Genomic DNA, 12918 nt, shown 5'->3' on the forward strand with positions numbered 1-12918 from the left:
CCCTTAACCGAGAAGTATTGAATGCAGAGGTGTAAAGACATTTTGTATAGACGTTACCAGGAACGTCTACACCCCTAAACTTATTTCAGGTTTAGGGTAACTTTCTGTAAATTACCTGTAAAAGCAAACGGTACTTGATAGGTGTCAACTACAGGTGTACCTGTATCTCGACCAACATCAAAGGTTTCATCTAAAGCCACACGATAAGGTATAGTTTTTTCAATTCGACCTTGAGCTACCTGTTGATTGTTAATGAACAATTTCCCAGTTCCTCCTGCACCAACACCACCGTCATAATCAAAATCAAATCCTATTGTTGCTTTCCCTGGGGGTAATTTTTCAGGAGATTGAATAATGTATCGCTCTGCATTTGCAAAATTGTAGGTATAGGTTGGTTTACCATCTTCAAGAAAAAAGCCCCAACCAGCAAAGCGTCCACCTTGAGTTAACAAGACACCCTCAGCACCATTTTCTGGAATCTCTACATCAGCTTTGATAGTGAATGATCTGTTTTTGAGGTTTGGGGCGCTACCTTCGGGGATGGGTACTGCACCAGGATAGTAAATAAATGTGGTGCGTCCTGCGCCTAGAGAAGGGCGAATTTTGACATCAAACCGTTCAGAAACGCGATCGTCTAATGGTAAAACTTTGTGTTTACGAGCTTCTGATAAAAACAACTTTTGCAGTTTTTCCAGTTTCTCTGGATTTTTGTCTGCGAGGTTATTTGCCTCGCTGAAATCTTCCTCAATGTTGTATAGTTCCCAAGGATCTTGCTCGAAATCAACATTGATTGTCCCCTGCCAAGGCAAGCGCGGGTGGCGAGCCGCAGCTATCCATCCGTTATTATAAATAGCTCGGTTTCCAAACATCTCAAAATACTGGGTTTTGCGTTGGGAAGAAGCATCAGGATCGTCAAATGTGTAGACTAGGCTAGTACCTTCAATTTTCTGTTGTTTCACCCCGTTAACTTCAGTAGGTACAGTAATTCCTGTCGCTTCGAGAATTGTAGGTGTAATATCAATGACATGATGGAATTGGCTGCGGAGTCCACCACGATCTTTAATTTGGTTGCCCCAAGCAACTACTAAAGGATTACGAGTACCACCAAAGTGAGAGGCAATTTGTTTTGTCCATTGAAAGGGTGTAGTTCCTGCCCAAGCCCAGCCTGCATGATAATGATTAAAGGTTTTGGGACTACCTAAGTCATTCAAGGAAGCTAAAAGTTGTTCTTGGCTTTCCGGTATTCTGTTAAAGACTTTCAGCTCATTGACGCTACCAGTTAAACCACCTTCGGCACTAGCACCGTTATCACCAACGATATAGATTACTAAGGTGTTATCTAATTCCCCAAGTTTGTCTATAGCATCAATCAACCGTCCGACTTCATAGTCTGTATGTGCTAAAAATCCTGCAAACACCTCCATCTCATGAGCATAAATTCTTTGTTCATCTTGAGATAGAGAATCCCAAGCTGGGAATTCTTTGGCACGGGGAGTAAGCTGGGCATTGGCAGGAATTACACTCAGTTGTTTCTGACGGACAAAGATTTTTTCCCGCAATTTATCCCAGCCTTGGTCAAATTTACCTTGATACTTGTCAATCCAGGCTTTGGGGGCGTGGTGGGGGGCATGGGTAGCACCGGTAGCCAGATAGGTGAAGAAAGGTTTTTCAGGAGCAATAGATTGTTGAGAACGAATCCAGGCGATCGCATGGTCTACTAAATCTGGAGTTAAATGGTAATCAGGATTATTGATTGGTGGTGCAACCCGCTTGGTATTTTCTACCAAAGCCGGACTCCATTGGTTAGTATCACCACCCATAAAACCGTAAAAATACTCAAATCCTAAACCTGTCGGCCAGCGATCGAAAGGCCCCACTGCACTGGTTTCATAATCTGGTGTATTGTGCCATTTGCCAAAAGCCGCAGTATTATAACCATTTTGACGCAGCACTTCCGCCACAGTGGCCGCACTCTTGGGTAAAATAGTCGTGTAACCGGGATAACCGGTTGCTAACTCTGCCACTACGCCTGTACCCACAGAATGATGATTGCGCCCAGTTAACAAAGCTGCCCTGGTAGGTGAGCAAAGGGCTGTAGTGTGGAATTGGTTGTAGCGTAATCCTTTTTCCGCTAAACGAGTCAGATTGGGGGTTTCTACAGAACCACCAAAGGTACTTGCCTGCCCAAAGCCCACATCATCCAGTAGCACTAATAAGACATTAGGAGCATTTTTAGGAGCGGTGATTGGGGCGGGAAAATCGGGTGTTGACTCTTTGTAAGTTGTGCCAATTTCACCTTCAAAAGACGGTGGACGAATAGGGAGAACCTTTGATGTAGCTGCTAGGGCAGGGTTACTAATCATCAACAAGGTGATGACTAGAGATAGAGCGATTGCCCGAAAAATTAAACTCAACATACAATAACCTTTTATAGCTATTTTTTTCTCACGCAGAGACGCAGAGGTACTCCAAAGGACTTAAGAATGCAATCTAATGAAAATTGCTTTAAACCAGGTTCTTCACCAAGCGAAACCCGATATGGCTAGTTCCTGTATCGGGGTCTTGAGACTCTCGTGCGGCTGGACGGTAGCGGCTGCAATAGTTCGGCGCACATAGATAAGAGCCACCTTTGATTACATGAAGAGCAATCTCTGTGGGTTTTTTGGGGTCAAAACTTTTACTTGCTCCTGTGGGGTTAACACTGTGAGCTTTGTTGTCATGTCCTAAACTGAACCAGTCGGAAGTCCATTCCCAAACATTACCGGTCATATCGTAAAGTCCATAACCATTGGCCGAAAAAGAGCCTACTTTTGCCGTTCCTATATAACCATCAACTTTGGTATTGAAAAAAGGGAAAATCCCCTGCCAGGTGTTGGCTTTTTTCTCCGAATATTGATTACCCCAGGTATAAGTTGCGCCATCTAAGCCACCACGAGCCGCATATTCCCACTGTGCTTCTGTTGGTAAGGATTTTCCTGCCCATATTGCATAAGCTTGGGCATCCTCGTAGGCAATATGCACAACTGGGTAGTTTTCTTTACCTACAACAGTGCTATCACTACCAAAGGGATGCTGCCAGTTAGCGCCAGGTGTCCAATGCCACCAACTGAGAAATTGGACTTGCTTAACACCTTGTTTTGGCTGATGAAACACCAGAGAACCTGGTAATCTCTGCTCATCTGGTAAGTCGGGAAATTGCTCTTTTGGCAAAGGGCGTTGTGCAACTGTTACATACTTTGTTGCTTTGACAAACTCAGCAAATTGGGTGTTTGTCACCTCGTATTTATCAATGCAGAAGGAGGTAACTGTAACATTTTTCGCTGTTCGCTCTTCCACAAAACCCGAATCATCCGCTCCCATATTGAAAATACCTCCAGGAATGAGTACCATCTCTGGAGGACAGAGATTAACGGTAACTGCTAATGCGGATAAATTGCTCAATAGTGATATGAGTGCAACTAGCTGAATCAGCAGTAGCGTTAAAAAGCAATGTTTTTTTCGCATTTTACGCCGATGAAACTGTTAAACCCAGAATACGGAAAAATCTCTGTTGCAAAATAAAGTTATGAACTCACTCCTACTAGTTAAATTATTTAGCGTTGCTGATTAGATATAGAAATCTTGGTGGAGAAATGTTGCAATGGAACGTCTCTATATAAGGTTTTGAAATCACGCAAAATCATTTTCATACCTGAATTCAGCAATGCCAATTGTTTGACTGGCAAGCTTACCAGCGCTTAAAATACTAATTGTCGATTGATTTACTGTACTATATCAGGAGTATTCCATAGTCTTTACTAAAAAACAAGTATTTCAGCAAATATTTCTTCTCAAAATTTAGAGTCAAAATACCCCATAATTTAATACTTGTCCATAGCTTACTTCTCTTCGTAGCGCGTTCATTGTCGGGGCGCTCAATCCTATAGAAGGGAGTGTTCTCAATCAGACTTGTCCAAAATTTATGTGCATCACAAAACTAGCACCCAAGCTGTCGAATATTTAATTTGCACGCCCGATTTGATAGATTATCTTTGCGGAGTTCTTCATGTCAAGCCATCAATTACCTTTCCAGCGTTCAGATGAAGAAGTACAAGCTTCTTCTGGCGACTCCCTCACCATCGCCCGGAAACAAGAAATTGTGCAACTTCTCAAGCAAATTAGCGATCGCACCCTAAAAAATGACATTATTAGTCTGGGGATGGTGCGAAATCTGCGGATAGTTGATGATTATATATATTTGCGTTTGTATATTGGTTCCCATCAACATCAATTAGAAACCGAGATTCAAACTGTATTATCATCTCTAACTTGGAGCAAAAAAACTTACATTCAACTCTGCACCATTCCAGGAGTAAGAACAACTCTAGCAGTTTCCAGTGGTAAGGGGGGTGTGGGGAAGTCTACCACTGCGGTTAATTTAGCAGCAGCTTTACAATTAGCTGGGGCAAAAGTCGGTCTGTTGGATGCTGATGTTTACGGCCCCAATGTTCCCCAAATGTTGGGACTGGGTAAATCTGAAGTGAAAGTTATTGATACTCCCAAAGGTCAAAGGTTTGTGCCATTAGAAGCCCACGGTATTAAAGTTATGTCTGTGGGACTATTGGCTGAAGCAGACCATCCTTTAGCTTGGCGCGGCCCAGTTTTACATAAAATCATCACCCAGTTTATCCATGAAGTTGAGTGGGGAGAACTGGATTATTTATTAATTGACCTTCCTCCTGGTACTGGTGATGCTCAAATTACTATCGTGCAAGAAAGCCCGATTTGCGGGGTAATATTGGTAACAACTCCGCAAAATGTGGCAATTTCGGATGTCCGCCGCAGCGTTTATATGTTTCGTCAAGTTGGGGTTCCTGTTATCGGTATTATCGAAAATATGAGCTATTTCATGGGGAATGGTGGCGAAAAAATTCCGATTTTCGGTAGTGGTGGCGGTCAAAAGTTAGTCGAAGAACTCAAAGCACCCCTTTTAGGGCAGATTCCCATTGATCCCCTCATCTGTAACGGTGGCGATATCGGAGAACCCCTAACACTCGTTGACCCGAACTCCAAAGCTAGTCAAGTATTTGTACAAGTTGCTGAGGCGTTAGATGCTACTTTTTCCGGTTCTATGTGAATATTTTATCAAAAAAGTACGGTAAATTGCTCGTTTTAGCGTAGTATGGAATGTGCTTATAGTTCTGAAAGTCAAAGACATCGTTTGGAACGGTAATAAATCCTTAAAGTTCCTCCCCACTTCTAAAAGCTTATGGACATCAATACCCAACGGATAAAAACTGATGTACTTGTCATTGGTGGCGGTACAGCCGGGACAATGGCAGGTATCAAAGCCAAACAAGCAAATCCTGATGCAGAGGTGCTGATCTTAGAAAAGGCTAACATCCGACGGAGTGGTGCGATCGCAATGGGTATGGATGGGGTAAACACCGCAGTCATTCCCGGACATTCTACTCCAGAACAATACGTGCGCGAAATCACCTTAGCTAACGATGGTATTCTCAACCAAAAAGCCGTATATCAAACAGGCAAATTAGGTTATGAAGTCATCCAAGAATTAGAAAGTTGGGGAGTGAAATTTCAAAAAGATGTCCAAGGCAACTATGATTTAAAACAAGTGCATCGCGTCGGTAAATATGTCTTACCCATGCCAGAAGGTAAAGACTTAAAAACCATTCTCACCCGCCAAGTCAAACGCCACAAAGTCAAAGTGACAAATCGTGTCATGGCAACAAGGGTGTTAGTTAAAGAAGGTCGTGCTGTTGGTGCAGTAGGATTTGATGTCAGAAACGGTGATTATATTGTCATTCAAGCCAAAGCCGTCATCTTGTGTACAGGTGCTTGTGGCAGATTAGGATTACCTGCTTCTGGCTATCTCTACGGCACTTACGAAAATCCCACCAATGCGGGAGATGGCTATTCAATGGCTTATCATGCAGGAGCAGAACTTAGTAATATTGAATGCTTTCAAGTTAATCCTCTAATTAAAGATTATAACGGCCCTGCTTGTGCTTATGTCGCCGGCCCTTTTGGCGCTCATACTGCCAACGCCGAAGGAAATCGCTTCATTAGTTGCGACTATTGGAGTGGTCAAATGATGTTGGAAATCTGGAAAGAATTAAACTCTGGTAAAGGGCCAGTCCAACTTAAAATGACCCATCTTGATGAAGATACAATCGCTGAAATTGAATCAATACTTTGGGCAAATGAACGACCGAGTAGAGAACGCTTTCATCAAGGCAGAAATGAAGATTACCGCACTCACGGCGTAGAGATGCACATTTCCGAAATTGGCTTATGTAGCGGTCATAGTGCCTCTGGTGTGTGGGTAAATGAAAATGCTCAAACAACCGTCCCTGGTTTATATGCAGCCGGAGACATGGCCAGCGTTCCCCATAATTACATGATTGGGGCATTTGTTTTCGGTCGCATAGCGGGAACTCACGCCATTGAATATATTCAAGATTTAGATTTTATCGAACCAGATGTAGATTTTTTAGAAACAGAAAAATCGAGAATTTATGCCCCATTAACTCGCCCTAATGGTGTACCTCATACCCAGGTTGAATATAAATTAAGGCGCTTAGTTAATGATTATCTGCAACCACCGAAAACAGGCAATAAAATAGAGATTGGTTTGAAACATTTCGTTCAATATCAAGAAACATTAGATTTAATGGGCGCTCGCGATCCCCATGAATTGATGCGTAGTCTAGAAGTTCATTTTATTCGGGACTGTGCAGAAATGGCAGCCAGAGCATCATTATATCGTCAAGAGACTCGTTGGGGTCTTTATCATTACCGCTTAGATTATCCAGAAAAGAATGATGAAGAATGGTTTTGTCATGTCAATTTAAAGAAAGATAAATTAGAGCAAATGGTATTGTTTAAGCGTCCTGTAGAGCCTTACATCGTAGAAGTAGATGCAGTCAAAGAAGTCTACAATGTTGCTGTTAAATGAATGTCCATGAAAATGCTCTATAAAGCAATAATTTTTGATCTCGATAATACACTGTTGAATTTTGAGCTATGTGAACGCCAAGCTATTCTAGGAGCATTAGAAGATTGTGCAGTATCTTTAGATTTAAATGGAGTCAGTGAGACTATTTTTCTTCAAGTCTTTGAAACTTATAATTCCAAGTATTGGAGACAGCAAGATATCTTTTCTCCTAGTGAGATAATCGAGAGGTCTTATCGAAGTACACTTGCTCAATTAGATATACAAACAGATCAACTCAGCAAGCTTAGTCAAAGTTTTTGGCATATTTTTAATCATTCGGGCGTAATGGAACCTGATGTAAATGAAGTGCTAACTGTTCTCGCACACAATTATCGTTTGGCTGTCATTACGAACGGGTTTGTATCAGCGCAACTACCGAGAATGCAAGCTGCTGGAATTGAGCATTTTTTTGAAGAAGTTGTAGTTTCTGAAGCAATTGGTTTTGCGAAACCATCTCCTGAGATATTCCATCATGCTTTATCTAGGTTAAATTTAACACCAGCAGAAGTTATTTACGTTGGAGATTCTCTAAAGCACGACTATGCAGGAGCAACACAAGTCAAAATGGATTTTTGCTATTACAACAGAAAAAATCAAACTTTAACACAAGAAGCAAAACCAAAATTTATGATAAGTAAACTCTTAAAATTGCTAGAGTTGCTTAACTAATAGTGTGATCGCTCTCTCCTGTAGGTTGGGTGGAACGTAGTGGAACCCAACACATGAAATCGGGATAATGCCTATAAACAACCTACAATCGTGAAAAAATTCATATAAGCTTACCCCGTTTATTTTACCGATTAGCAGTTTGAGTACGAAATCATGGAGTTATTTTATGGCTTTAATTAATCAGAGAATAGATGTTCCTGTGATCGTTGATGAATCGAAATGTTTAGAAAAATGCACAGCCTGTATTGAGGTTTGTCCCTTGGATGTGTTGGCAAAAAATCCAGAAACAGGCAAAGCCTATATGAAATATGATGAATGTTGGTTTTGTCTACCTTGTGAAAAAGAATGTCCAACGAATGCAATTACTGTGCAGATTCCCTTTTTATTACGTTAAAGATTCTCTTTCTATGCTTTTAAACAATGAATGAAGATAACAACCTCCAGTATTGGCTAGAAATGCTGCAATCGCCTGATATAAATGATCGTATAGTAGCTGTAAAAACCTTACAGCATTTAGGCGATGAAGAAACAATAGATGCTTTACTCATCGCTTTGAAAGATGAACATATTACTGTTCAAAAAATAGCGATATCCGCCCTTTGGGAAATTGCTAATCCTGTAGCAATACCTGCTTTAATTGAATGCCTTAGTTCATCGGATACAGATATTCGCACTGAAGCGGCATCAGCATTAAGTGAGTTAATAACACAAGATGACTTGTTACTTTTACTAGATAAGCTTCAAAATAATGATGTAAATCTTCAATTAAATATTTTGGTGCTTTTGCGGAAGATACATGATATTCAATCATTGCCTTATATTTTGCTATTTTTAGAATCAAAAAATTCTGAGTTAAGAGAAACAGCCGTTAGTACACTACGATATATCAATCAACTAAAAAAATGTCCACAAGCTTTAAATTTAATCTTTGATGAGGAAGCAAGTGTACGTCGTGCTGCTGCTTTAACTTTAGAACATTTACAAGATGCAGAAGTGATTACAATACTTTGTCAAGCACTCACAAATGATAATGACTGGCAAGTTCGTCGGAATGCAGCGAAATCTCTGGCTATTCATGAAAATCATCAAGCAATTTCAGCATTAGAAATAGCTTTAAATGATGAACATTGGCAAGTGCGGAAATCAGCAGCACAAGCTTTGCAAAAAATCCCAGATATTCAAGTTATGCCGAGATTAATTCAAGCATTAACAGATGAATATGCAGATGTTCGCAAAGAAGCAGTAATTGCACTTGGTAATTTAGCTCATCCTGATGCTATTAATCCCTTACAACAAGTGTTGGATGATCCCGATAGAGAAGTTTCCATCCAAGCGCAACGCGCAATTCAAAAGGCTCAAGTAGATAAAAACTTTCTTCCCTAGTACCATTTTTTATGAAGCTGCAATAGATGAATGGTTTAAGGTTAGATACAAAAAATATCCCAGCAGAGGGCAGCTTTTGGCTTTATCTGCTGGAGACTCTAAATGTGAAACTTTTAGGAATCGGCTTTAGTAGCGATTGTTATTGTTGCGGCGGGCATTACCACCACCCCAGCTACCACGAGGAGAACTGCTTCTATCCTCGCGAGGTTTAGCTTTGTTCACTTTCAAGTCACGTCCCATCCATTCAGCACCATCAAGTGCATCAATGGCAGCTTGTTCTTGTGTGTCTGATTCCATTTCCACAAAAGCGAACCCACGAGGCCGGCCTGTTTCCCGATCTGTGGGTAATTGAACACGACTTACTGTTCCGTATTCTGCAAAAGCCTGCTTTAGGTCCTCTTCTGTAACCTGATATGACAGGTTCCCGACGTAAATTGACATAGAAGTCTCCGAATTCAGGGAGTGTAGAGAGTTAAATTCGGAGAGACGGTTTTTAGAAATCAAAACTAGTTACTCAACCGAAAATAATCTTTATGTCCATGAGTCTAACACAGCCTTCAGCCTTTGAATATCGTCTAATAGTGAATTTTATTCACAAATCAAACCCTTAAGGCGGGTTTGCAGACTTTCTAAGGCTGGCTTTTGTTGCTTGTACTATAAAAGTTACACTTTTAATCTGCGATCGCGCAGGTATTTAGTGTTTTGAAAATTAAGCTGTGGACTTAGAGGTAAAGATTATTATCGGCAGTGGGTGCAATCATAACATGACTAGCTGTTTTAAAAGCAAATTAAAAAATATTCATCCTCAAATGTCCCATTAGCTATGGTCGAACTGCGCTAAAATCTTTTCTGCTTGCTGGCACAGTGCTTCGTGATATTCACCATTACTCGCCAGCAAACCTCCCCATTGGTTGATATCACCGGTATTATACTGCAACGGAGCGCCGTCAAAGTGGGTAAACTTACCACCAGCTTCTGTTAAAATCAGTTCTGGTGCTGCCATATCCCAATCTTTGGGCGCAGACTTACCAGAAAGAGAAATGTAGATATCTGCTTGTTGCTCGACAATAGTGGCGATTTTGCAGCCTACACTACCTACAGATTTCTGATTTTGAGAGGGTAAATTTTGTAGTAAGTAATCTAAGCGCTGGTTGCGGTGAGAGCGACTAACCACTAAGGTTAAATCCTCAATTGGTTTACCTGACGACACTTGTAAAGGAACAGAACCATCACTGGTTTCTACAAATGTCCCCCCACCTTTGGTAGCGTAATATAACTTTTCTGACTCTGGTACTGCCACCACTGCTAAAACCGGGCGTGTTTCCTTGACTAAAGCAATGTGAACTGCATAGTCCCCAGTTTTTTCAATAAAGTCTCGTGTGCCATCCAAAGGGTCAATTATCCATACCCAAGGGGTAGAAGGGTGTGCGCCTGTTGTTGGCGGCTGATAGGTTTCTTCGCTGATGTAAGCAAAATCTTCGTTACCCAAAGTTGCTTGTAGCTTCTGCAAGATATATTGACTCACGGCTACATCGGCAACGGTAACAGGCTCATTTTCTTTATATTGCACATCTAAGTTAGGGTCTTTTGCGGTGCCGTGGTAATACGATCGCAGTATATCTGCTGCACCCCAACCTATCTCACGAGCGATCGCTAATATTTCTTGTAAGTCTTTCATTAAATTTACCTTTATTAATCTGATTACCAAAAAGGGGAAAAGGGGAAAGGGTAAGGGGGAAAGGAAAGGATAAAGAACTTTTCCCCACAAGGTATAAAGCTACTATTTTTAACTAGGTCGAATAAAAAAGAAGATTTTTAAGACACGTAGTGCTATAAAAATTAGTGTCCATATTTGAAACCCCTACTTTTAAGTTACTGCTTCCCTTTCCCCTTTACCCTTTCCCCCTTTCCCCTTTCCCCTTTCCCCCTTCCCTTTCTTCATTCAGCACTTTAAATCCATCCAGCGCCGAGTGCCAAAAAATTTACAAGAATCAGCAGCAATCTTAGCTGCCAGTGCCAGCGCATCAGTAAAACTTTCCCTTAAAATGTAATCACAAAAAGCACCGTGGAAAATATCTCCAGCCCCTAATGTATCAACCGCGTGTATTTGCGGCACATCTACGATACCAGCTTTAGTGCGACTCAAGTATTCAATTGGTTTTTGTCCGTGGGTAATGGCGATGTAAGGAATGTTAAAGCCGGCCAGATAGGCAAAAACGTCTTCTCCAGTCTGACAGTTGGGCGGATAAAAATTAGCTGAACAGATGGCATAATCTACAAATGGCAAAATTTGCTCAAATCCAGGCTTCCAACTGCCACCATCGATTACTACTGGGATATTTTTGGCTTTAGCTGCTTGGGCTATGAAATAACTTACAGCCATCTGATGCCCATCAATCATTACTATATTGACATTTTGCAAAATATCTGGTGGGATAGATGCGCTGCTGGCTTGAGTTTTGACAGCATTGATGGAAACCACGGCTCTTTCACCTGTGGCTTGGGTGACAATGATTGAGGAGACAGGCGGTGCTAAATCAGTGGTAGGCTCAAGGTCTGCGATCGCAACTTTGTAATTTGCCAAATCACCTCGAATTAGCTGTGTCATTGGGTGAGAACCCACTACACCTAAGACTGTAGCTTGATTACCTAAATGCCTAAAAGTTACAGCTGCGTTTGTTGCTGGACCACCTGCCGCTACAGTATAGTCAGTAGCGACAATCTTCTGATTATTTTTGGGGGGAGATTCAGCAAGGTAAATCAAATCTAAAGTTACTAAACCGACAAATAACCCATGATCCGATTTTGGATTTTGGATTTTGGACGATCCGTTTGTCATATATGTTCGTATAGCTGCATAAATTATTATTTTTAACTCTTTCTTGTACAGACGCGATGAATCGCGTCTCTCTTGTCTCTCCTGCACAGACGCGATGAATCGCGTCTCTACAAAAACTCCTAACTTTCTCTTATGCAAACCGATCCAAAACCAAGAACACTTTACGTTGTCGGTACACCCATTGGCAACTTGGAAGATATAACCTTTCGGGCGGTGCGAATTTTGCAGACTGTGGATATCATTGCTGCGGAAGATACCCGTCACACAGGGAAATTATTACAGCATTTTCAAGTTAAAACTCCCCAGGTGAGTTACCACGAACACAATCGTACCAGTCGCATCCCAGAATTATTAGAGCATTTAATTAACGATAAAGCGATCGCACTTGTGAGTGATGCGGGAATGCCAGGAATTTCCGATCCTGGATATGAACTGGTAAAAGCCTGCATTGAGGCGGGGATTTCAGTAGTTCCCATTCCTGGCGCTAGTGCAGCAATTACCGCTTTGAGTGCATCTGGATTACCAACAGATAGGTTTGTCTTTGAAGGCTTTCTTCCGGCGAAAACTCAACAGAGACAAGAATATTTAGAATCTCTGCAAACAGAATCTCGTACATTGATTTTCTACGAATCGCCTCACCGCTTGCGAGATACTTTACAAGACTTAGCACAAGTTTGGGGAAGCGATCGCCAAATTGTGCTAGGACGGGAGTTAACAAAATTGTATGAGGAATTTTGGCGGGGGACAATTGCCGAAGCGATCGCTCACTACAGCCAACGAGAACCCCAAGGTGAATATACATTAGTCGTGGCAGGAATTCCAGCCAGTCAGCCCCAACTGACAGAAGAGGAATTGAAAGCCGAATTGAAACTTTTAATTAGTCAGGGAATATCGCGATCGCAAGCTAGCCGTCAGTTAGCAAAATTTACCTCCCTTCCCCGTCGCCAACTTTATCAACTAGCTCTTTCTTTAGTCGTTACTCCTGAGTCTTGAAACACTAATAAAAATACTACTAGGGCTTACGCAAAAT

11 protein-coding genes are annotated in these 12918 nt (G+C 41.5%); 6 read left to right on the plus strand and 5 right to left on the minus strand.

The genetic code is table 11. The annotated features are described in order from the left end of the window. Nucleotides 1-80: 80 nt before the first annotated feature. Complete coding sequence (locus IQ274_RS27970) at nucleotides 81-2417, minus strand: arylsulfatase (protein ID WP_194144122.1); 2337 nt, start codon at nucleotides 2415-2417, stop codon at nucleotides 81-83. 88 nt (nucleotides 2418-2505) lie between these two features. Further along, nucleotides 2506-3504, minus strand: coding sequence for a formylglycine-generating enzyme family protein (locus IQ274_RS27975; RefSeq protein WP_194144123.1), 999 nt, complete (start codon nucleotides 3502-3504; stop codon nucleotides 2506-2508). A 541-nt stretch (nucleotides 3505-4045) separates the two neighbouring features. On the opposite strand from IQ274_RS27975, the gene IQ274_RS27980 reads away from it, so the two are divergent. From IQ274_RS27980 to IQ274_RS28000, 5 genes are all read left to right on the plus strand, one after another. Further along, nucleotides 4046-5116, plus strand: a complete 1071-nt coding sequence (locus IQ274_RS27980; RefSeq protein ID WP_194144124.1) for an Mrp/NBP35 family ATP-binding protein — start codon at nucleotides 4046-4048, stop codon at nucleotides 5114-5116. Between the two features lie 132 nt (nucleotides 5117-5248). After that, nucleotides 5249-6958 (plus strand): fumarate reductase/succinate dehydrogenase flavoprotein subunit, encoded by a 1710-nt coding sequence (locus IQ274_RS27985; RefSeq protein ID WP_163928657.1) that lies wholly within the window; start codon nucleotides 5249-5251, stop codon nucleotides 6956-6958. Then, complete coding sequence (locus tag IQ274_RS27990; RefSeq protein ID WP_228058406.1) at nucleotides 6959-7666, plus strand: HAD family hydrolase; 708 nt, start codon at nucleotides 6959-6961, stop codon at nucleotides 7664-7666. Nucleotides 7667-7832: 166 nt separating this feature from the next. Next, nucleotides 7833-8060, plus strand: coding sequence for a 4Fe-4S dicluster domain-containing protein (locus IQ274_RS27995; RefSeq protein ID WP_012408944.1), 228 nt, complete (start codon nucleotides 7833-7835; stop codon nucleotides 8058-8060). A 26-nt stretch (nucleotides 8061-8086) separates the two neighbouring features. Next, a complete protein-coding gene (locus IQ274_RS28000; protein WP_194144125.1) occupies nucleotides 8087-9049 on the plus strand; it encodes a HEAT repeat domain-containing protein in 963 nt (320 codons plus the stop codon). 126 nt (nucleotides 9050-9175) lie between these two features. Here the strand turns inward: IQ274_RS28000 and IQ274_RS28005 are convergent, their stop codons facing one another. The 3 genes from IQ274_RS28005 to IQ274_RS28015 all read right to left on the minus strand — a co-directional run bounded on the left by IQ274_RS28005 (nucleotide 9176) and on the right by IQ274_RS28015 (nucleotide 11888). After that, nucleotides 9176-9490, minus strand: coding sequence for an RNA recognition motif domain-containing protein (locus tag IQ274_RS28005; RefSeq protein WP_012408942.1), 315 nt, complete (start codon nucleotides 9488-9490; stop codon nucleotides 9176-9178). 376 nt (nucleotides 9491-9866) lie between these two features. Beyond that, on the minus strand, nucleotides 9867-10727 hold the full coding sequence (locus tag IQ274_RS28010) for a 3'(2'),5'-bisphosphate nucleotidase CysQ family protein (protein ID WP_194144126.1): 861 nt from the start codon (nucleotides 10725-10727) through the stop codon (nucleotides 9867-9869). Between the two features lie 264 nt (nucleotides 10728-10991). Continuing rightward, a complete protein-coding gene (locus tag IQ274_RS28015; protein WP_194144127.1) occupies nucleotides 10992-11888 on the minus strand; it encodes a sugar kinase in 897 nt (298 codons plus the stop codon). 132 nt (nucleotides 11889-12020) lie between these two features. Here IQ274_RS28015 and rsmI point away from each other — a divergent pair, with 132 nt between their 5' ends. Then, on the plus strand, nucleotides 12021-12881 hold the full coding sequence (gene rsmI, locus IQ274_RS28020; RefSeq protein ID WP_163928654.1) for a 16S rRNA (cytidine(1402)-2'-O)-methyltransferase: 861 nt from the start codon (nucleotides 12021-12023) through the stop codon (nucleotides 12879-12881). The last annotated feature ends 37 nt before the right edge of the window (nucleotides 12882-12918 follow it).

Source organism: Nostoc sp. LEGE 12447 (assembly GCF_015206985.1).
In the GTDB taxonomy this organism is placed as follows: Bacteria; Cyanobacteriota; Cyanobacteriia; order Cyanobacteriales; family Nostocaceae; genus Nostoc.

Excerpts from the sequence above, each read along its gene's own strand:
- IQ274_RS27970 (WP_194144122.1), bottom strand. The coding sequence starts at position 2,417 with ATGTTGAGTTTAATTTTTCGGGCAATCGCTCTATCTCTAGTCATCACC.
- IQ274_RS27975 (WP_194144123.1), bottom strand. The coding sequence starts at position 3,504 with ATGCGAAAAAAACATTGCTTTTTAACGCTACTGCTGATTCAGCTAGTT.
- IQ274_RS27980 (WP_194144124.1), top strand. The coding sequence starts at position 4,046 with ATGTCAAGCCATCAATTACCTTTCCAGCGTTCAGATGAAGAAGTACAA.
- IQ274_RS27985 (WP_163928657.1), top strand. The coding sequence starts at position 5,249 with ATGGACATCAATACCCAACGGATAAAAACTGATGTACTTGTCATTGGT.
- IQ274_RS27990 (WP_228058406.1), top strand. The coding sequence starts at position 6,959 with ATGTCCATGAAAATGCTCTATAAAGCAATAATTTTTGATCTCGATAAT.
- IQ274_RS27995 (WP_012408944.1), top strand. The coding sequence starts at position 7,833 with ATGGCTTTAATTAATCAGAGAATAGATGTTCCTGTGATCGTTGATGAA.
- IQ274_RS28000 (WP_194144125.1), top strand. The coding sequence starts at position 8,087 with ATGAATGAAGATAACAACCTCCAGTATTGGCTAGAAATGCTGCAATCG.
- IQ274_RS28005 (WP_012408942.1), bottom strand. The coding sequence starts at position 9,490 with ATGTCAATTTACGTCGGGAACCTGTCATATCAGGTTACAGAAGAGGAC.
- IQ274_RS28010 (WP_194144126.1), bottom strand. The coding sequence starts at position 10,727 with ATGAAAGACTTACAAGAAATATTAGCGATCGCTCGTGAGATAGGTTGG.
- IQ274_RS28015 (WP_194144127.1), bottom strand. The coding sequence starts at position 11,888 with ATGACAAACGGATCGTCCAAAATCCAAAATCCAAAATCGGATCATGGG.
- rsmI (WP_163928654.1), top strand. The coding sequence starts at position 12,021 with ATGCAAACCGATCCAAAACCAAGAACACTTTACGTTGTCGGTACACCC.